This window comes from Rhodospirillum centenum SW (genome assembly GCF_000016185.1).
Lineage (GTDB): Bacteria > Pseudomonadota > Alphaproteobacteria > Azospirillales > Azospirillaceae > Rhodocista > Rhodocista centena.
This window is the reverse complement of record NC_011420.2, coordinates 814,449-834,890: the sequence shown is the minus strand read 5'-3', so window position 1 is coordinate 834,890 and position 20,442 is coordinate 814,449. Positions and strand designations below refer to the sequence as shown.

Genomic DNA, 20,442 nt, shown 5'->3' with positions numbered 1-20,442 from the left:
CGAACCGACCATGCCCCCGATGACCCGGAGAGGGTTGCCCCGATGCGCCTGCTGATCGTTGGAACGCTGGAAGGCTATATCACCGCGGCCGGCAAGATCGCCCTCCAGCGGGGCGCCAAGGTCGCCCATACGGAGAGCATCGACGGTGCGCTCACGGCCCTGCGCAGCGGCCAGGGCGCCGACCTGGTGATGATCGACGTCAAGCTGGATGTGGGCCTGCTGATCGACGGGCTGAAGGCCGAGCGCTTCGCCGTGCCCGTCGTCGCCTGCGGCGTCGGCACCGACGCGCAGGCCGCGGTGAAGGCGATCCGCGCCGGGGCGAAGGAATACATCCCCCTGCCCCCCGACGCCCAGCTCATCGGCGCCGTGCTGGAGGCCATCGCGGAGGAAAGCCACGCCATCGTCAGCCGCGACCCGGCGATGGCGGCCGTGCTGCGGCTGGCCGAGCAGATCGCGCCGTCCGAAGCCTCGGTCCTGATCACCGGCGAGTCCGGCACCGGCAAGGAGCTGATGGCCCGGCACATCCACCGCAAGTCGCGGCGGGCGAACGGCCCCTTCATCTCCGTCAACTGCGCGGCGATCCCGGAAAACCTGCTGGAAAGCGAGCTGTTCGGGCACGAGAAGGGCGCTTTCACCGGCGCCGTGGCCCGCCGCATCGGCAAGTTCGAGGAGGCGAACGGCGGCACCCTGCTGCTGGACGAAATCTCGGAGATGGACCTGCGCCTGCAGGCCAAGCTGCTGCGCGCCATCCAGGAGCGGGTGATCGACCGCGTCGGCGGCAGTCAGCCGGTGAAGGTGGACATCCGCATCCTCGCCACCAGCAACCGCGACATGCTGGCCGAGGCCAAGGCCGGACGCTTCCGCGAGGACCTCTATTTCCGCCTCAACGTCGTCAACCTGACCCTGCCGCCCTTGCGCGAGCGTCCGGCCGACGTGGCGCTGCTGGCGCAGCACTTCGCCCGCAAGTACGCCGAGGCCAACGGCCTGCCCGACCGCACCATCGGCCGGGAGGCGATGGCGATGCTCCAGGCGCACCACTGGCGCGGCAACGTGCGCGAGCTGGAGAACACCCTGCACCGGGCGGTGCTGCTCTCCTCCACGGCGGAGATCGGACCCGAGGCCATCCTGCTGACGGGCGCGGACCCGGTGGCGGCAACGCCGAAGCCGGCGGAGCCCGCGGCCCCGCTCGCCTCCCGCGCCGCCGCCGCGGCCAGTGCCTATGGCGGGTCCTCCGGCGGCTTCGCCGGGGCCGCGGCCGCCTATGGCGGACAGCCGCCCGGCAGCCCGACCCAGGCGCTGGTCGGCCGCACCGTGGCGGAGGTGGAGCGCGACCTGATCCTGGACACGCTGTCCCACACGCTGGGCAACCGGACGCACGCGGCGACCATCCTGGGCATCTCGATCCGGACCCTGCGCAACAAGCTCAAGCAGTACTCCGAGGAGGGTATCGCCGTACCGCCGCCCGCGGGATCGGACGCGGACGAACGGGCGACGGCGTGAGCGTCATGCAGCCTGAGCGGACACCATACCCCGGACGGGGAGGTCGCGGATGACCGACGAGACCGGCCGCAGCCCGTTGCAGGCGCTGAACCTGCCGGCCATCTGGCAGTCGATGAAGCGGAGCGAAGTCGCCTTCGCCCTCGCCATCGTCGCGCTCATCGTCGTGCTCATCCTGCCGATGCCCACCTGGTTGCTGGACATCGGCCTGACGATCTCCTTCACCTTCTCGATCCTGATCCTGATGGTGGTGCTGTCGATCCAGAAGCCCCTGGATTTCAGCAGCTTCCCCACCATCCTGCTGATCTCGACGATGCTGCGGCTGGCGCTGAACATGGCGTCCACCCGCCTGATCCTGGCGGACGGTCACCGGGGGGCCGATGCCGCCGGCAGCGTCATCGAGACCTTCGCCTCCTTCGTCATGGGCGGCAACTTCATCATCGGCATCACGGTCTTCGCCATCCTGACGCTGGTGAACTTCATGGTCATCACCAAGGGTGCGGGCCGCATCGCCGAGGTGGCGGCGCGCTTCACCCTGGATGCCATGCCCGGCAAGCAGATGGCGATCGACGCCGACCTGTCGGCCGGCCTGATCGACGAGGCGTCGGCCCGTGCCCGCCGCAAGGAGCTGGAGGACGAGAGCCAGTTCTTCGGCTCCATGGACGGTGCCTCGAAATTCGTCCGCGGCGACGCCATCGCCGGCCTGATCATCACCTTCGTCAACGTCATCGTCGGCATGATCATCGGCATCGGCCAGGAGGACATGGCCTTCGCCGCCGCCGCCGACGCCTATACCAAGCTGACCATCGGCGACGGGCTGGTCTCCCAGATCCCCGCCCTGCTGGTGTCGCTGGCGGCCGGCCTCATGGTGTCGAAGTCCGGAACGCCGGGATCGACCGACAAGGCGGTGGTGGGCCAGCTCACCTTCTACCCGGTGGCGCTGGGGCTGACCTCGGTGCTGGTGGGCGTGCTGGGCTTCCTGCCGGGGATGCCCTGGTTCATCTTCCTGCCGGCCGCGGCGGCCCTGGGCTTCGCCGCCTACTATCTGCCGCGGGTGCGGGAGAAGGAGGCGGAGGAGAAGGCGCGCGAGGAGATCGCCGCGATCCCGCCGCCGCCGGTGCCGGAGGAGCCGATCTCCTCCGCTCTTGCCATCGACCTGATCCGGCTGGAGCTGGGCTATGGCCTGCTGGCGTTGATCAACAGCCCGGCCGGCCAGCGCCTGACCGACCAGATCCGTGGCCTGCGTCGGCAGCTCGCCGGGGAGATCGGCGTCATCCTGCCGTCGGTCCGCATCCAGGACAATCTGCAACTCCCGCCCAACACCTACGTCATCCGGGTCAAGGAGATCGAGTCGGGCAAGGGCGACATCCGCCCGAACATGCTGCTGTGCATGGACCCGCGCGGCGAGCCCATCGGCCTGCCGGGCGAGACGACGACAGAGCCCACCTTCGGCCTGCCGGCCATGTGGATCGAGCCGGCCTACCGCGAGGAGGCCATGTTCAAGGGGCTGACGGTGGTCGATCCGCCCACCGTCATCACCACCCATCTGACCGAGGTGGTGAAGGACAACATGGCCGACCTGCTGTCCTACGCCGAGACGCAGAAGCTGCTGGACGAGCTGGGCAAGGAGCACCAGAAGCTGGTCGCCGACGTGGTGCCCGGCCAGATCAGCGTGGGCGGGCTGCAACGGGTGCTCCAGAACCTCTTGTCGGAGCGGGTCTCGGTCCGCGATCTTCCGACCATCCTGGAGGGGATCGCCGAAGCCACGGCCTACACCCGTGCCATCACCCAGATCACCGAGCATGTGCGCGTCAGGCTGGCGCGGCAGATCTCGGATGCCAACACCAACCATATGGGGTACATCCCCCTGGTCACCCTGTCGCCGGACTGGGAGCAGTCGTTCGCCGAGGCCATCGTGGGCGACGGCGAGGACCGCCAGCTCGCCATGGCGCCGTCACGGCTGCAGCAGTTCATCACGGTGGTGCGCCAGACCTTCGAGCGCTTCGCCATGCAGGGTGAGGCGCCGGTGCTGCTGACCAGTCCGGGCGTCAGGCCCTATGTCCGCTCCATCATCGAGCGGTTCCGTCCGGCGACGGTGGTGATGTCTCAGAACGAGATCCACCCCAAGGCCAAGATCAAGACGCTGGGGCAGATCTGATGCGGGGAACGGGGAGACGACGAGGACACGGGGATGGCTGAACGAAGAGACCTGCCATGCGGCTGAAGTCCTTTCACGCCCCGACCATGGCCGACGCCATGCGCCAGGTCCGCGAGGTGCTGGGCGACGATGCCATCATCGTCGCCACGCGCGAGGAGGAGGGCGTCGGCGTCCGCGTCACGGCGGCGATCGAAGAGGACGAGATGCTGGGCGGCCTGGGCGCCGCCCCCCTGCGGCTGGCCGCCCCGCTCGGTCCGGACGTGCAGGACCAGGTGTCCGACGTGCTGCTGCGCCACGGGGTGCCGCAGGAACTGAGCGCACAGATGCTGGACAGCATCGCCGACCTGAGCGCCCGCGACCCGCTGACCGCGCTCTCGGCCGCGCTGGACGCCGTCTTTGCCTTCTCCCCCCTGCCGGAGACGCGGGCGCCGCGGCCGATCATGCTGGTCGGCCCTCCCGGCTGCGGCAAGACCCTGACCATCGCCAAGCTCTGCGCCCGCTCCGCCCTGCGCGGCCGTCCGGTCGGCGTCATCTCCACCGACACGGTGCGGGCAGGCGGCATCGAACAGCTCCAGGCCTTCACCCGTGTGCTGAAGCTGCGCCTGATCACGGTGGAGGACCCGCCCGCCCTGGCAGGCGCCCTGGAGGTGCAGCGCGGGATCGAACAGGTCGTGATCGACAGCGCCGGCCGCAACCCCTACAGCGCCGCCGACATGCGCGACCTGCGCGAGTATCTGGCCGCCGCCGACGTGGACCCGGTGCTGGTGATGCCCGCCGGGCTGGACGCGGTGGAAGCCGCGGAGACGGCCCGCGCCTTCGCCGATGTCGGGGTCACCCGCCTGCTGCCCACCCGCCTGGATCTGGCCCGCCGGCTGGGCAGCCTGCTCGCCGCCGCGCACGAGGGGGGGCTTGCCCTCACCGACGCCAGCACCACCCCGAAGGTGGCGGAAGGGCTGACCCCGCTTTCGCCCACCCAGCTCGCCCGACTGATGATGCCTGAAGCCGAGGCCGGCCAGCGCCGCGCCAAGCAGACAGGGACGCATTCATGACCGAACTCGCCTTTCCCGCAGCATCGGCCGCGCGCCGGAACGTCATCGCCATCGCCAGCGGCAAGGGTGGTGTCGGCAAGACCTTCTTCTCCATCACCCTGGCCCATGCGCTGGCCGGGATCGGCCGTCGCACCCTGCTGTTCGACGGCGATCTGGGCCTCGCCAACGTGGACATCCAGCTCGGGCTGATGCCCAAGCGCGACCTCGGCCAGGTGATCGAAGGGCAGGTCAATCTGGCCGGCGCCGTCACCCGCTTCGGCGATGGTGGATTCGACATCATCGCCGGCCGCTCGGGCTCGGGCAGCCTCGCCAACCTGCCGCCGCCGCGCCTGCAGCAGCTCCGCACCGACCTCCTGGATCTGTCGCGCAGCTACGACACCGTGGTGATCGACCTGGGTGCCGGCGTGGACCGCAATGTCCGCACCTTCGCCGGGCCGGCCCGCACCACGCTGGTGGTGACGACGGACGAGCCGACCTCCATCACTGACGCTTATGCCTTCCTGAAGCTGGGGTACCAGTCGAACCCGGGGGCGGATCTGCGGGTCGTCGTGAACATGGCGGAGACGCGCGGCCAGGGCGAGAAGACCTACGACACGCTGCTGTCGGCCTGCCGCCGCTTCCTGAAGAAGGAACCGCCGCTGGCCGGCATCGTCCGCCGCGACCAGAAGGTGCGCGACGCGATCCGCTCGCAGACGCCGCTGCTGATGCGCTCGCCGGGCAGCGACGCGGCCCAGGACGTGGAGGCCATCGCCCAGCGCCTCGCCGCCCTGCCATGACATCCGGACGGCCGCCGTGACCACCGCCGTCCCGCCCGGCTCCGGCAGCACCGGCCTTCCCCAGGCCGGACAGATGCTGCTGCCGTTGGGCGAGGTGACGGTGGAGCGGCTGCCCGAGCGGCTGGCCGGACTGAACCGCTCGGTAATGCTGACCGGGCAGGTCGTGGCGCAGGAGGGCGGCAGCGCCACGCTGCGCACCTCCGCCGGCGATGTCGTGGTGCGGACGCCGCAGCCGCTGCCGACGGACCGGCCCGTCTCCCTCCAGATCGTCGCCCCGCCGCCGGCCGTCGCCGGAACGGCCGCGGCCCTGCTGCGCGCCATCGCCCTCGCCCCCGCTGGCCCGACCGCCACGCCGGCGCCGCGGGTCCCCGCGCCGGCCACTCCTCCGACGGCTGCGCCCCCCGCCGCGGGGCCGGCACAGCCCCCCGCGACGGCCAGGACCGGGCCCCCGGCCGCTCCCGTGCCTCCGCCGACGGGAACACCACCGCTGCTCCAGCCCGGAGCGGTGGTGACGGCGGTCGTCATCGCCTCCCCGGTCCGGCCGGGCCAGGACCTCCGATCGACGGCAACCGGCCAGGGCGCGTCCGCAACGTCCACGCCGACCGGCGGCACCGCTCCCCTGCCGGCGCCGGCCGCCCCGGGGCTGGGCCTGATCCTGCCAGGGAGCGCCGGCGGCCAGACCGCCCTGCCGCTGCCGGCCGAGGCGCTGACGGCCCTGTCGGCCGCCGCCGGATCGTCGCCGGCCCAGGCCGGTCAGGCGGGACCGGGTCAGACTGCCCCCCCTCCCCAGGGGACACCGGGCGCCTCCCTGGTCACGGGGCCGACCGGCGGGCCGACAGGGCCGCTGCAGCCCCAGGCGCCGACCGTCCCCGGCGCCCCTCAGGCAGGGGGGCCGGGGCTGACCCCGACGGTGAGACTCCCGACGGCGGGGCTCCCGATGGCAGGACTGCCTGTGGCCGGGGGCATGACGGCAGCCGGCATGGCGGCAGGGTTTCCTGCACTCACAGCCCTGCCCCCGCTGCCTGTCGTCCCCCTTCCGACCGTACCGCTGCCGCCGGTCCCGCCCCTGCCGACACTCCCCGTTCTTCCGCCCATCCCGGAAGTGATGCCGTTCCCGACGCCGGCAGGCGGAGCATCGCCGCAAGGGGGAGGACCGCTGGCAGGAACCGGGCTGCCGGGAGAGGGAGCGCCGGGAGACGGGGTGGCCTTGTCCCGCCCCGCCCCGCCCTCCGCCGGACCGGCCCTCTCCGGTCCGGCCCTCTCCGGTCCGGCAGCGGCGACTTCCCTGGGGGGACCCGGCGCTCCCGCCGGGATGCCCGCGCCATCGCACAGTCAGGCAGCCCCTGGCCCGACAGATCCAGATCCGGGAGCATCCGCAGCCCCCCTTGACCGTCTCACCGGCCCGCCGGAACCGGAGGACGGCGGAACACCCGGTCTCGCGGCACCGGCCCGTCCTCCCCTGACCGCCGCACCCGCCGGGCCGCACGGGGCCGCTCCGGAGGCCGCCGGGCCGCCACGTCCGCCCGCCCCTCCCCCACTGGCGGGCAACCCGCCGGTTCCGATCGAGGCGGAAGGAGCCGCGGAGGGGGCCGGGGCGCCGCTCCTCCCCCCGCCGCGACAGGCGGCATCGCAGCAACTGATGCCGGGGCAGAGTCTGCTGGTCCGCATCCTGGCGACCGACACGGCCTCCATCGCTCCGCCAGCCCCCGCCGGTCCGCTCCCCGCCGATGCGCCCGCCACCGTGAACGCCCCCGTGAACGCAGACCCGGGCGCCCGGCCGCCCGGCGGGATCGTCGGGACATTGACCGGCAGCACCTCCGGCGGGCTGGCGGTCGTCACCACGCCACACGGGACGCTGCTGTTGCAGGCGCGCGCGGGCCTGCCCGCGGGATCGGAGCTGCTGCTGTCCCTGGAGGCGCCGGCCGCCCGCCCGGCGCCCCCGACACGCCTGGATCCGGCCGCCGGCAATGACTGGCCCGCCCTGCGTGAGGTGATGGAGACGCTGGCCGCCAGCGACCCGACCCTGGCCCGCGCCGTGGCCGCGGCGGTGCTGCCGCAGCCGAACCGCCGGCTGGCGGCCAACCTGCTGTTCTTCCTCTCGGCCATCCGGGGCGGTGACGCCGCCGGCTGGCTGGGGGACGCCGCCGTCTCGGCTCTGGAGGGCAGCGGCCGGGGCGAGCTGCTGCACCGTCTGACGGAGGATTTCCGTACCCTGTCGCGGCAGGCGCAGGAGCCGCTGCCGGACGGCTGGCGTGCCTGGACGGTGCCCTTCGGGGAGGCGGAGCGGCCGGGCCGCCTCCAGCTCTATCTCCGCCAGGGGGAAGACGGATCCGCGGCGCCGGGGGGCCGCGGCCGGCCCGGCGCCACCCGTTTCCTGCTGGAGGTGGAGTTCAGCCGCTTCGGACCGATGCAGCTCGACGGGCTGGTGCGGCCGCGCCAGCTCGACCTTCTGGTCCGGACGCGCGACCTGCTGCCGGCCGCCATGACCCGCGACCTGAATGCCCTGTTCCGGGAGAGCCTGGAGCTGTTCGGCTATGCCGGTAGCCTCGGCTTCCGGACCGGCGCGCATGGCTGGATCACCATCCGCCGCGGCGGCGGCCCCGGCGGGACCGTGCGCGCCTGACCGGAACCCGGCCCGCCCTCAGAACAGGCTGCCGAGCGGCAGGCAGGGCACCAGATCGCCCTCCGCCACGGCCGTCACCGCCTCGCCCAGCTCGATCAGCCCGTCGGCCTCGACCATGGCGGAGAGGACGGCCGATCCGTCCCGCGACAGCCGGCGTGCCTCCAGCATCCCGTCCGCCGCGCGGACCAGCGTCACCCGCAGATAGTCCCGGCGGTCCGGCTTCTTGGCGTAGGCGAAGGCGGCGCGCACGGGGAACGGCGGCGGGTCCGCCGCGTCGCAGCCCTGCAGCCGGTGGACCAGGGGGCGCACCAGCTTCAGGAAGGCGATCATCGCCGCCACCGGGCTGCCGGGCAGCCCGACCACCGGCGTCTCCCCGATCCGGCCCAGGGCGACCGGCCGGCCGGGCTTGATCGCCAGCCCCCGGAAATCCAGACGGCCCGCGGCCTGGAGGGCACCACAGAGATGGTCCTCCTCTCCCTCCGAGACACCGCCGCTGCTGACCACCAGGTCGTGGCGGCGGGCCGCGGCGGTCAGCGCCTCGCGCATGGCGGGCGCGGAGTCCGGCACGATCCCCAGGTCGGTCACGTCGCAGCCCAGACGGCGCAGCAGGGCCGTGACCGTGTAGCGGTTGCTGTCGAAGACCGCGGCCGGCGGCGGCGGCCGGCCGGCAAGGGAGGCCGGGTCCACGATCTCGTCCCCGGTGGACAGGACCGCCACGCGCAGCGGGCTGCGCACGGCCAGCCGCGTCGCCCCGACGGAGGCCGCCAGTCCGATGTCCTGCGGGCGCAACCGGCGTCCAGGCCGCAGAATGGCCGTTCCCTTGCCCACATCCTCCCCGGCCCGGCGGCGGTTGGCGCCCGGCTCGATCCCGGCGGGCAGGACGACGCTGTCGCCCTCGGCCCGCGCGTCCTCCTGCATCACCACGGTATCGAACCCCGCCGGCAGGCGGGCACCGGTGAAGATCCGCACCGCCACCTTCTCCCCGGCCGCCGCAGCCGGATGCCCGGCGGCAATCCGCGCGACCAGCGGCAGCGTGGTCTCGGCGCCTGCTTCCAGGTCGGCATGGCGGACGGCATAGCCGTCCACGGCGGCGCTGTCCTGCGGGGGAACGTCCAGGGCGGCGACGACCTCCTCCGCCAGCACACGGTCGAGCGCAGCCGGCAGCGGCACGCGCTCGATCGGCGCCACGGGGGTGAACCGGTCGCGCAGCAGTTCCTCCGCCCCGGCAACGGGCAGCAGCGGCCCGGCGGAAGCGGAGCGGTCGTCGGGAAGCGGGGCCAAGGGGCACCTCGTGGCAAGACTCGGAAACGGCCCGGCCCGTCGGCGGGGCGGGCGGCATCGCAGATGGCAGACCTGGGCGGCGGACCTGGGTGGCAGACTTGGATGGCAGACCGCGGAAGTCGATGGCGCATTCGGCGAAACCGGTGCCATCCTCTCCGCCAGGGCCGCGGCTGCCAATCGGACAGATCGACATGCCGGCTCTGCCGGAACGGCAGCCGCGGATCTGCGTCAGGGTCCTTTCTAAGGTGTTGAACCGACCTATCTAAAGATGCGCCTTCCCCCGGCCGGCAGGGGCACCGGCCCGGGGGAGCCCCGGGGAAGCCCCGGGGGGAGCGTTGAGAGCCCCGCCATCCTGTTCCGATCGACGCCCCACCCCCAGGAGACCCGCATGGACGTTCAGGTCCAGCCCGTGGCGCAGCACCATCCCCAACGCCGCCGCCTCAACGACGAGGTACATGCCCGGCCGAGCCTCTATGTCCGCACACCGTCGCGGGTGACCCACCTCGCCATCCTGACGGGAGAGCCTGCATCGCTGGAGCGGGAGATGGTGGCGGAGCTGTGCCGCCGGCACGGCGCCCCCCCGCCGGGGCCGGGCGACCGCCACATGCTGGCGCGGATCGGCACCCGCCAGCTCAAATGGGAACGGCATACGGAGTTCACCTCGATCACCGTCGCGGCGGACGGGCTGGCGGGCGACGACGACTGGTCGGCCCTGGACCCGGAGCTGGAGGCCTGGGCCGACCGGCTGCCCGGGGAGCGGCTGGTCGCCGTCCATGTGCGGGTGGAACCGGGGGCGGGTCAGGCCCACTGGCAGGAGCGCATCTCCATCCTGTTTCCCAGCGGGGAGGCGGTCGGCTCTTCCGTCTATGCCGGCGACGCGCTGGCCTGGACGGACTTCCGCATCCGCCCGGACGGGTTCAGCCGGATGCTGCTGCGCGACGTCCGGCTGCTGACCCCGGACAGGACGGGCCGGCTGGTGCAGCGGCTGGTGGAGCTGGAGACGTACCGCATGATGGCGCTGCTCTCCCTGCCGCTGGCGCAGGAGGTGGGCGGCCAGCTCTCCGCCATGGAGCACCGCCTGTCCGAGATCGTCAGCAGCACCGCCAAGGCCCTGACCCCCGATGCCGAGCACGGGCTGCTGGACGAGCTGACCCTGCTGGCGGCCGAGGCGGAGGCGCTCGCCTCGCGCACCCGCTACCGCTTCAGCGCCACCACCGCCTATGCCGAGCTGATCTCCCGCCGGCTGGAAGAGCTGCGGGAGGAGCGGATCGGCGGCCTGCAGCGGATCGGCTCCTTCCTGTCGCGCCGTTTCTTCCCGGCCGTGCGCACCTGCGAGGCGGTCGGCCGGCGGCAGGCCGAACTGGGCAAAGGCCTTGCCCGTGCCAGCGGCATGCTGCGCACCCGGGTGGACGTGCGGCTGGCGGAGCAGAATGCCGGCGTGCTGCGCTCGATGGACCGGCGGACGAAGGCGCAGCTCCGCATCCAGCAGACGGTGGAGGGGCTGTCCGTCTTCGCCATCAGCTATTATGCGGTGGGGCTCCTGAAATACGTGGTGGACGGGTTGCCGGCGCTGGGCATCCCTGTCTCCAAGGAGCTGTTCGCGGCCATCGCCGCCCCCGCCGTGGTCGCTGCGGTCTGGTTGGCGGTCCGCCGTCTGAAAGAGGCGCTGATGGCGAAAGGATGACGCGCCGGAGGACCGCCTTCCCGCCCTGTTGTTCACGGGAATCGCATTAGGGAAAGTTTTGTAGCGCGGTGTTGGGAAATGGATTCTGTATGTCGGCCCTGATCTATGGGAGGGGTCGATGGCTGGAATTTTTCGGATTTCGTTTCAAGGTCTTCCCGATCCGCGGACAGGGAATGCGCGGCGTCACGCTCTTCTGGATGTTCTGACGATTGCGTTGACGGCGTCGATCTGCGGGGCGGAAAGCTGCGTGGACTTTGCGACCTTCGCGCGGGACCGGCGGGCCTTGTTCGAGGAGTTCCTCGAGCTTCCCGGCGGGCTGCCCAGCCACGACACGTTTTCACGGGTATTCCGGCTTCTGGACCCGGTGGCGTTTTCCCGCTGTTTCCAGCAGTTCCTTGATCATCTGGGGGAGGATGGGGCCGGGGTCCTGGCCATTGACGGCAAGACGCTACGGCGCTCCTTCGACCGGGCGGCGGGGCGTTCGGCTCTACATGTGGTGAGCGCGTTTGCGTCCGGCGCGCGGATGATCGTGGGGCAGCGGGCGGTGGCCGCGGGCGAGAACGAGATCGTGGCGGCGCGGGCGTTGCTGGAACTGTTCGATCTCAAGGGTGTGCTGGTAACCGGTGACGCTCTGCACGCGCAGGAGCGGACGGCGCAGACCATCCTGGAGCGGGGCGGCGACTGGCTTTTTCCGCTGAAAGACAACCGCCCTGCGCTACGGGCCGAGGTTGAGCGCTACTTCGCGGACCCGGCAACGGTTCTGGCCGTGCCCCATGTCACCACCGATGCCGACCACGGTCGTATCGAGGTGCGCCGCCACTGGGTAAGCCACGACGTGGCCTGGCTCGCCTCCGACCGACGTTTCCCCGACGAGGCCGTACTGCCGGGCCTGAAGATCCTGGGCCTGGTCGAACGCACGGTCACGAGCCCCGACGGCCGCACTACCGCCACCCGAACCCTCTATCTCTCCTCCGCCGCGCTGGAGCCCAAGACGCTCGCCCGCGCCGTCCGCGCCCACTGGAGCATCGAGGCCGCCGTCCATTGGGTGCTCGACACCTCCTTCGACGAAGACCGCGCCCGTAACCGCAAGGACCATGGCCCGGAAAACCTCGCCACACTCCGAAAACTCGCACTCAACGTCGTCCGCTCCGCCAACAACCAGGATTCCATCCGCCTCCGCAGAAAACGCGCCGGATGGTCCGACGACTATGCCCGAACCATCCTCGGGCAAATGCGATAGCCGTGCCCTGTTGTTCTTCGACGGTTGACATCCGCGCGGCCATGCCTAACTCTGTGAGCGAGCCCCACGGGGGGTTCACGCCTGGCCCGGCAGCAGGGCCCGCGGGCATTTGATCGAAGCAGCTTGCGCCGCGTCACCAAACGCTAAAGCGCCACGAAGACCCTTCGTGGCTCTCGATGGAGAGAAAGGAAGGGCACCATGGCCACCATGGGCATCGCCTCCCCGCATCCCCTTTCCCTGGATTTTTACCAAGGGTCCGTGCGTTTACGCACCCGGGTCCCGCACACCGCCGCCTGGGCCATGCCCGCCGTCGGCAGGTGTATGTGTCGCAGCCGAATGCCGGCCTGCTGACCTGTTGAGGTCCACGACCCGGACGCCGCGACCGCGGCATTGACGGGTCCCCCGAACGATAGAACGTCTGATACGCGGGCGGCGCCGCTGCCCGCGGGAGGTATTTTTCATGTCAGCTACCGCCTTTGTGATCGAAACCGCGAACACCACCGCCGGCATCGCCGTTGCCGATGGCGACGGGTACCGCTTCTTCGCCTCCCACCCGTGCTACGGCACGCTGGAAGGCCGCCGCTTCGCCAGCATCGCCGCGGCCGAACGGGCCGCCCGGCAGCGCGAGGCGTCGCTGGCCGGCAACGGTGGCCGCCGCCAGGACAGCCGGGGTCAGGTGTTCCGCAGCTTCGGCGCCTGCTGCGGCATGGTGGCCTGAGGGAACCCGCGGCGCGGACAGGTACAGGGTCGGCGGGGGCGTCAGGGCTTCCGGCGCATCCCCGCCTCCCCCGCAGGAGGCCCTCCCGGGCCGCGGCCCGTCTCCGCGGCGGACAGATCGAAATACTGCTCGTTGAACTCGCGGATCAGCTCCGCCGCCTCCGCGACCATGGCGCGCACGATGCGCCGGTCGGGCTCGGTGCACAGGGTCTCGTTGACCGCCTTGCCCAGGGCGGACTGCGCCTGGGCGAGGAGTTTCACCGCCAGCCTGTCCTCAAGCTTCATGACCTTCCCCTGCGATGCCTCCCCTGATGTAGCGCACCCGGCCGGCCCGGGCCAACCATCCGCGCGGCACCGGCAGACGGAGAAAGGCCGCCCGGGTCACCCCGGACGGCCTTTTCCCTTGCCCGATCTGTCCTGATGACCCGGCCTACCTGATCCGGGGCAGCGTCTCGAACTGGTGGAAGGGCGGCGGGCTGGAGAGCGTCCATTCCAGGGTCGTTCCCCCCGTCTCCCAGTAGTCTGAGCCGACGCGCCGGCCGGCGACGATCGTGTAGAGGATCGTGACGATGAAGACGGCGTGCCCGGCGAAGGAGAGATAGCCACCCCAGGACGCCAGCGCGTTCCAGCCGGCATAGGCGTCCGGATAGTCGGGGATGCGCCGCGGCATGCCCGCCGTGCCCAGGAAATGCATGGGGAAGAACAGCAGGTTGGCCCCGATGAAGACCAGCCAGAAATGAATCTTTCCCAGGATCTCCGGGTACTGGCGGCCGCTCATCTTGCCGATCCAGTAGTAGATCCCCGCATAGATCGAGAACAGCGCCCCCAGGCTGAGCACGTAATGGAAGTGCGCCACCACGTAGTAGGTGTCGTGCAGCGTGATGTCGATGGAGCCGTTGGCGAGCACCACCCCCGACACGCCGCCCACCGTGAACAGGAAGATGAAGCCCAGCGCGAACAGCATCGGCGTCTTCAGGCTGAGGGAACCGCCCCACATGGTGGCGATCCAGGAGAAGATCTTGATGCCCGTCGGCACGGCGATGATCATCGTCGCCGCCGTGAAATAGGCCTTGGTGTCCACGTCCAGGCCGACGGCGAACATATGGTGGGCCCAGACGACGAAGCCGACCACGCCGATCGCCACCATGGCATAGGCCATGCCCAGATAGCCGAAGATAGGCTTGCGGCTGAAGGTGGAGACGACGTGGCTGATGATCCCGAAGCCGGGCAGGATCATGATGTAGACTTCGGGGTGCCCGAAGAACCAGAACAGGTGCTGGAACAACACCGGGTCGCCGCCGCCGGCCGGCTCGAAGAAGTGGGTGCCGAAGTTGCGGTCGGTCAGCAGCATGGTGATGGCGCCGCCCAGCACCGGCACCGCCAGCAGCAGCAGGAACGCCGTCACCAGCATCGCCCAGGCGAACAGCGGCATCTTGTGCAGCGTCATGCCCGGCGCGCGCATGTTGAAGATGGTGGTGATGAAGTTGATCGCCCCCAGGATCGAACTGGCCCCGGCCAGATGCAGGGCGAAGATCGCCATGTCCACCGCCGGCCCCGGATGGCCGAGATTGCTCGACAGGGGCGGGTACAGCGTCCAGCCGGTGCCGGCGCCGAGATCGACGAAGGCCGAGCCGAGCAGCAGCAGGAAGGCCGGCACCAGCAGCCAGAAGCTGATGTTGTTCAGGCGCGGGAACGCCATGTCCGGGGCGCCGATCATGATCGGCAGGAACCAGTTGCCGAAGCCGCCGATCAGCGCCGGCATGATGGCGAAGAACACCATGATCAGGCCATGCGCCGTGACGATGACGTTCCAGAGCTGACCGTCCTCGACCACCTGCAGGCCGGGACTGTGCAGCTCAAGCCGCATGATGATGGAGAAGACGGCCCCGATCAGCCCCGCGACCGCGGCGAAGATCAGGTAGAGCGTTCCGATGTCCTTGTGGTTGGTGGAGAACAGCCAGCGCCGGACGAAGCCCGGCCGGTGATCCCCGTGCCCCTCGGCGGAGTGGCTGCCGGTCCCGTCGGACCCCGGCGTCCCGGTGCGGTTCACTTCGACCATGGTGTCACTCCTGGCCGGATGCGGCGGTGCCGCCGGCGGTGGCGGACGGGATGACGGGCGGGTCCTCCGCCGCCATCCCGGTGACGATACTGCCGGGGGTCTCGGTCCCCGCGTTCTCCTGCGGTGCGTCCTCCGAAGGGGCGTCTTCCGAAGGGGGGGCCTCCGACGGGGCGGCCAGCGGCGCGAAGGCGACCTGCACCGTCATCGGCTCCAGACCGGCCTCTGCCCGGCGCTCGTTGACCCAGGCGGCGAAGCGTTCCGGCTCCACCGCCTCGATCACCATGGGCATGAAGGCGTGGTTGGTGCCGCAGATCTCCGAGCACTGGCCGCGATAGACGCCCGGCCGGTCGATCCGCATCCAGGATTCGTTCAGCCGGCCGGGAATGGCGTCGCGCTTGATGGCGAGCGAGGGCATCGCCACGGAATGCAGCACGTCGCCTGCCGTGATCAGCAGGCGGATGTTGGCGCCCACGGGAACGACAGCGCGGTTGTCCACCTCCAGCAGGCGGAGGCCGCCCTCCGGCAGGTCGTCATCGGTGACGATGAAACTGGAGAACTGGACCCCGCCATGGTCGGGGTATTCGAAGTCCCAGTACCATTGCCGGCCGGTGATCTTGATCGTCATGTCCACCTGCGCCGGCTCCCGGTCCATGTAGTAGAGGGACTGGAACGACGGGATGGCGATGGCGATCAGGATCACGACCGGGATGACGGTCCAGGCCACTTCCAGCACGGTGTTGTGACTGGTCCGGCTGGGGGTCGGGTTGCGCTTCTCGTTGAAGCGCACGACGACATAGGCGAGCAGGGCGACCACCAGCAGGCAGATCAGCACCATGATGCCCAGCAGCATCCAGTGGAAATCCTCCAGCCGCTGCATGACCGGCGTCGCCGGCACCTGATGCCACATCTGCCAGTCGACGGGCTGGCCCAGGGGCTCCTGGGCCAGAGCGCCGCCGGACAGCAGCGCCGCCAGCGCGAACGGCACGCCCGTCCGGCGCTTCGGCCAAATCCTCATGCATCCTACTCCCTGGCTGCGGGCTCCCTGGCTCGGGGCGCGCGACCGGCCTGACGGCCGGGTCCCGCTGGGAGAACACTGCCGCTCGGGAATATGCCCGGAGAGGACGCCGTCTATTTCGGAGAGTGCGGGTCCGGCAGGGCTGCCGCGGTCAGCCCGCCAGCACCCGGGCGAAGAGCGCCGCGTCCACATTGCCGCCGGACAGCACGACCGCCACGGTGCGGCCCGCGACCGGCAGGCGGCCGCTCAGCAGGGCGGCCAGCGCCACGGCCCCGCCCGGCTCCACCACCAGCTTCAGATGGTCGAAGGCGAAGCGCATGGCGGCGAACGCCTCCCCGTCGCTGACCGCCAGCCCCTCCGCCAGCTCGCGGCGGGCCAGGGCGAGGGTGATGTCGCCCGGCGTCTGCACCATCAGCGCGTCGCAGGCCGAGCCGGTACTGCTGTCGTTGCGCTCCTTGCGGCCGCTGGCGAGGGAACGGGCGAAATCGTCGAAGCCCACGGGCTCCACCGTATGGACACGGGCGCCGGGGTGGCTCAGGTGCAGGCCCAGCGCCGTGCCGGTGGCAAGCCCGCCACCGGAGCAGCAGACAAGACAGTGGTCCACCGCCGCGACGCCCAGCTCGCGTGCCTGCCGGCCGATCTCCAGCCCGACCGTGCCCTGCCCCGCGATGATGTGGACATCGTCGAAGGGCGGCACGATGGTCGCGCCCCGTTCCGCCGCGATGCGGCCGCCGATCGCCTCCCGGCTCTCCGTCGCGCGGTCGTAGAGGACGACCGAAACGCCGAGCGCGCGGGTGTTGGCGATCTTCCGCGCCGGCGCGTCGGCCGGCATGACGATGGTGGCCGGCATGCCCAGCCGCCGCGCGGCCTCCGCCACGCCCTGGGCATGGTTGCCGGACGACCAGGCGACGACGCCGCGCGACCGCTCCGCCGCCGGGATGCGCGAGAGCCGGTTGAAGGCGCCCCGGAACTTGAAGGAGCCGGTGACCTGCAACACCTCCGGCTTCACCAGCACGGTGGCGCCGGTCAGACGGTCCAGTTCCGCATGGCGCAGGAGCGGCGTGACGACCGCCTGACCGGCCAGCCGGCGGGCGGCGTCCTCCACGTCGGCGGCGGTGGGAAGCGTCGGCAGGGCAGCGGCATCCATGGCGGGCTCGTCGGCATCGGGCCCGGTCCGGGCCGCAGGTCTGGGATGCCTTTGTTGCCCAGCCCCGGAACGGGCGCAAGGACCGCCGCGTCGCGCCGGCGCCCCGCAGGACACGCCGGACCTGACGGGGCCGGAGCGACGTCTCAGGCCGGCGGACAGCCTGCCGGCATCACTCCGGGCGCGGGCCAGCTCAGCCGGTAGACGACCAGATATCCGTCATGATCGGAGAGCAACCGGCCACGCAGGGCTGCGGGTTCGTCGGGGGTATCGGGCACCGGCGCGTCGAACAGGGCGGCGACCCGGACGGGACGGACCGCGACGCAGGCACCGTCATCGAAGCCCTGAAGGTCCTGCGTCGCCAGCCAGGGTTCGTCCCCGTCCCAGGACATCCGGATGTCGCAGTCATTGGCGGTGACGGTGCAGTAGTAGCGGACGAAGGGATAGGGGCGCCTGGACATGGCGTAGTCGAGACGTTCCCGCGCCCCCCGCATGTTGAAGTCGCCGCCGAAGATCAGCGGATTGCGGGGATCGCGGTGGCTGTCGAGGAAGTCGTCGATCTCGTCGATCTGGCGGTTGTGGGCATAGAGGGCCCGTTTCAGCGAGACGCCCGAGGCGCGCTGCGCGTTGAGGTGCGTCGTCATGAGGTCCACCGGCACCGGCACGCCGGGGACCTGCACCCGCACCAGCAGCACGCCCTTGTTCGCCAGACAGTCGTAGCCGGCACATTCGTACTGTTTGAACGGCCGCTGCGCCTTTTCCAGGATCGGATAGTTGCTGAGCGCGTAGAGGCCGCTGGAGACGACCTTGCCCGCCCGCTCGCCCTTCAGGAAACGGCGGGAATCCAGGAACTCCGGGTCGATGTCGGGGGAGGCCGGCGGCGACGGGTCGCGGCGGCGGGGGCCGCGCACCCGGTTGGGATAGCCGGCCCGCTCGCCGATCCGTGCGGCCCTCGGGATGAAGGCCTCCTGCAGCAGCACGATGTCGGGCTCCCGCCCGGCCGCACGCATCCCCGCCAGCTCCTGCCCGATACGGTCGAGCGCCTGCCCCGGAGTCCGCCGGAACGGCCAGGGCAGACCGTGAACATTGTAGATCAGCACGCTCAGCTCGACGCTGCGCTCGCCGGTAACCGGATCGGTCCCGATCGCCGGCTCCCGGGCCACGGCCGTCTGCGGCAGCGGGGCTTCCTGCGGGTGCGGCCCGGCGCAACCTCCAAGCAGAAGACCGGCAAGCAGGTGGAAGACCGCCAGCGACAGGCAGGCAGGCCAGCGGAACGGCTTGGAAGGAGTCATGACGGTAAAGAACGCCCGGCGCGCCGTTCCCGTCCCGATGGAAACGCGGCTGCGTCGCCCAGGCATGGAGCGTGGCGGAGGTGCTGCGCTGCCGGGTGAGGACGGCATAAAGGCGAGCCCCGTCTCGTCCCGACGGTCACGCCCCGACGCGGGCCGCCATCACCGGCTCCCAGCGGTCGAAATTCCCGTTCTGGCAGTCGCTGGCCGGGCGGCCGTACCAGTCCCAGGGCAGGTTGCGGGCGTTCAGCCCGACGAAATGGGCGCCGGCCGTCCCCAGTTCGGGCCGCTTCGGCCAGAACGGGGAGCAGATCGACACCTCCTCCACCCCGACGACGACGGGATCGGCGGCCGCCTGCATCGCCGCGACCTGGAGCCCTTGCTCGTCCAGTTCGCTGCGCAACGGCACCGGGTTGCGGGCCAGCACCGCCAGCAGCGCCGCCTCCAGGTCGTATCCCGGCGGGAAGCCGCGGATGCCGGTGTTGAGCGCGAGCGGACCGCAGAGGGTGTCGAAGGCGCCCAGCGCCCGCTCCACATCCGCCGCCAGAACGCAGCGGCCAGCGTCGCGCGACGCCAACCAGCCGCGCAGGGAGTCCGGCAGGGACCAGAGGATCAGGTCGTTGTCGAAGGCCAGTTCCCAGCGGTCGGGGAAGAGGCGCAAGGGCGCCAGCTTCCAGGCCACGCCCTCGGCCATGCCGGCGTCGAGATGCGCCCGCAGCCCCTCCGGCAGATCGCCGGCCGGCAGCCAGCGCACCTCCGCCGGCACGGCGCCGGTCCTCCGCCGCGCCTCTTCCGGTGGAAGCGAATTGACCACCACGGCGAGGTCGGCCGCGGGGCCGAAGACACGCCGGGCGCCGAGTAACGACAGGCGCAGGGCGCGGAACCCGCGCGCGCTGACATCGCCCACGGTCCAGCGCAGGCCCAGGGGGGGCAGAGGGGTCATGGGCGGTCTCCCCGGTGTCCGTCACGGAAGAAGCGGCGGGTGCGGCAGGGTCGGTCCACGGCGCCCCAGCGGTACTTGTAGGGTTCGCGGCCGCGCAGGAAGTCGAACAGGGTGCAACCCTCCGCCGCCGCCGCGCCGATCGCCTCCCCGACCAGAAGCGTGCCCGGACCGGCCTCGGCCAGCGCCGGATCGAAGCCGCCGAGATAGTAGTGGAAGCACCCTTTGGCCTGGAGCCCGTAGAGCACGGCCACCGGACGGCCGTCGAGGTCGAGCGACAGCAGCCGCAGCAGCCCCGCCGCTTCCAGCGCCGGCACGGCCAGCCGGTGGAACGCCTCCACCTCCGGGGCGGCCAACACGCCCGCCTCCTCCCGCTCCCGCCAGCGCGCCGCGTGCAGGGAAGAGAGCGCGTCGAACGCCGCCGCCACCGCCCCGCCCCGGACCCGCCGCACGGCCGGCAGGCCGAGCCGCCGCAGCCGGTTCCAGCCGGTCCGCAGGTTCTGGCGCCGGGCACGGGAAAGGGGAGCGGGCAGGTCCAGCGCCGGGGCGGGTTCCCCCTCCCCGTCCTCGCCCGGCCAGGGTGCGGCGGCCAGGACGAGCGGGGAGTCCGGCGGCAGCCGGTCGGCCTCGCACGAGCGCCAGTCCGGGTCCCGCTCCAGCCGCGCGAACAGCGGCGCCAGATCGGCGCCCGTCAGGCCCGGTGCGACCACGGGACCGAGCCAGTCCGTCGTGCCGCAGCCCAGCGGCAGCAGCCGGTCCCCCAGAAGGAACAGCGGCCAGAGCGCCAGCAGCCGCCCGCCGTCGCGTAGAGTCAGGGCACGGCAGCGGTCCGGCTGGAAGGTCTGCGCCCAGGGCACCAGCCAGGCCGGGTGGTGGAAGGGCGTGGCCGCGGGATCGTCCCGCCACAGGCGCTCCCAGTCCAGGGCCAATGCCGCCAGGGCATCGGCGCCCCGGACCTCCTCCGCCACCC

Annotated in this window: 16 protein-coding genes; 8 read left to right on the top strand and 8 right to left on the bottom strand. The window is 71.5% G+C overall.

Going from position 1 to position 20,442, the window contains the following annotated elements; genetic code table 11:
• The first annotated feature begins 42 nt into the window (after window positions 1–42).
• The 5 genes from flbD to RC1_RS03735 all read left to right on the top strand — a co-directional run bounded on the left by flbD (window position 43) and on the right by RC1_RS03735 (window position 8,103).
• Entirely contained in the window at window positions 43–1,500 is a 1,458-nt protein-coding gene (flbD, locus tag RC1_RS03755; RefSeq protein WP_012566012.1) for a sigma-54-dependent transcriptional regulator FlbD, read from the top strand.
• Between the two features lie 49 nt (window positions 1,501–1,549).
• Window positions 1,550–3,655 (top strand): flagellar biosynthesis protein FlhA, encoded by a 2,106-nt coding sequence (flhA, locus tag RC1_RS03750; RefSeq protein WP_012566011.1) that lies wholly within the window; start codon window positions 1,550–1,552, stop codon window positions 3,653–3,655.
• Between the two features lie 56 nt (window positions 3,656–3,711).
• Window positions 3,712–4,704 carry a flagellar biosynthesis protein FlhF gene (locus RC1_RS22440; protein WP_012566010.1) on the top strand — a complete coding sequence of 331 codons (993 nt, stop codon included), beginning with the start codon at window positions 3,712–3,714 and terminating at the stop codon, window positions 4,702–4,704.
• Window positions 4,701–5,480: a MinD/ParA family protein gene (locus RC1_RS03740; protein WP_012566009.1), complete on the top strand. Its 780-nt coding sequence runs from the start codon at window positions 4,701–4,703 to the stop codon at window positions 5,478–5,480. The genes RC1_RS22440 and RC1_RS03740 overlap by 4 nt, the downstream gene beginning before the upstream one ends.
• A 1,639-nt stretch (window positions 5,481–7,119) precedes the next feature.
• Window positions 7,120–8,103, top strand: coding sequence for a hypothetical protein (locus tag RC1_RS03735; RefSeq protein ID WP_049766636.1), 984 nt, complete (start codon window positions 7,120–7,122; stop codon window positions 8,101–8,103).
• Between the two features lie 18 nt (window positions 8,104–8,121).
• Here the strand turns inward: RC1_RS03735 and RC1_RS03730 are convergent, their stop codons facing one another.
• Complete coding sequence (locus RC1_RS03730; RefSeq protein WP_012566007.1) at window positions 8,122–9,384, bottom strand: molybdopterin molybdotransferase MoeA; 1,263 nt, start codon at window positions 9,382–9,384, stop codon at window positions 8,122–8,124.
• 388 nt (window positions 9,385–9,772) lie between these two features.
• Between RC1_RS03730 and RC1_RS03725 the strand changes: the two genes are divergently transcribed.
• From RC1_RS03725 to RC1_RS03715, 3 genes are all read left to right on the top strand, one after another.
• A complete protein-coding gene (locus RC1_RS03725) occupies window positions 9,773–11,068 on the top strand; it encodes a DUF3422 family protein (RefSeq protein WP_012566006.1) in 1,296 nt (431 codons plus the stop codon).
• Between the two features lie 118 nt (window positions 11,069–11,186).
• Window positions 11,187–12,308, top strand: coding sequence for an ISAs1 family transposase (locus RC1_RS03720; RefSeq protein ID WP_012565724.1), 1,122 nt, complete (start codon window positions 11,187–11,189; stop codon window positions 12,306–12,308).
• 460 nt (window positions 12,309–12,768) lie between these two features.
• The gene (locus tag RC1_RS03715; RefSeq protein ID WP_012566005.1) at window positions 12,769–13,026 is read left to right on the top strand and encodes a hypothetical protein; all 258 of its coding nucleotides are present in this window, start codon (window positions 12,769–12,771) and stop codon (window positions 13,024–13,026) included.
• A 41-nt stretch (window positions 13,027–13,067) separates the two neighbouring features.
• On the opposite strand, the gene RC1_RS03710 is transcribed toward RC1_RS03715, so the two are convergent.
• The 7 genes from RC1_RS03710 to RC1_RS03680 form a co-directional block, all read right to left on the bottom strand.
• Entirely contained in the window at window positions 13,068–13,310 is a 243-nt protein-coding gene (locus RC1_RS03710) for a hypothetical protein (protein ID WP_012566004.1), read from the bottom strand.
• A 145-nt stretch (window positions 13,311–13,455) separates the two neighbouring features.
• Window positions 13,456–15,084 (bottom strand): cytochrome c oxidase subunit I, encoded by a 1,629-nt coding sequence (ctaD, locus tag RC1_RS03705; protein WP_012566003.1) that lies wholly within the window; start codon window positions 15,082–15,084, stop codon window positions 13,456–13,458.
• 4 nt (window positions 15,085–15,088) lie between these two features.
• Window positions 15,089–16,099 carry a cytochrome c oxidase subunit II gene (coxB, locus tag RC1_RS03700; RefSeq protein ID WP_012566002.1) on the bottom strand — a complete coding sequence of 337 codons (1,011 nt, stop codon included), beginning with the start codon at window positions 16,097–16,099 and terminating at the stop codon, window positions 15,089–15,091.
• 151 nt (window positions 16,100–16,250) lie between these two features.
• Window positions 16,251–17,246: a threonine ammonia-lyase gene (locus RC1_RS03695; protein ID WP_012566001.1), complete on the bottom strand. Its 996-nt coding sequence runs from the start codon at window positions 17,244–17,246 to the stop codon at window positions 16,251–16,253.
• Window positions 17,247–17,389: 143 nt separating this feature from the next.
• Window positions 17,390–18,535: an endonuclease/exonuclease/phosphatase family protein gene (locus RC1_RS03690; protein WP_012566000.1), complete on the bottom strand. Its 1,146-nt coding sequence runs from the start codon at window positions 18,533–18,535 to the stop codon at window positions 17,390–17,392.
• Window positions 18,536–18,671: 136 nt separating this feature from the next.
• A complete protein-coding gene (locus RC1_RS03685) occupies window positions 18,672–19,475 on the bottom strand; it encodes a hypothetical protein (RefSeq protein WP_012565999.1) in 804 nt (267 codons plus the stop codon).
• A complete protein-coding gene (locus RC1_RS03680; protein WP_012565998.1) occupies window positions 19,472–20,440 on the bottom strand; it encodes a GNAT family N-acetyltransferase in 969 nt (322 codons plus the stop codon). The genes RC1_RS03685 and RC1_RS03680 overlap by 4 nt, the downstream gene beginning before the upstream one ends.
• Between the last annotated feature and the right edge of the window lie 2 nt (window positions 20,441–20,442).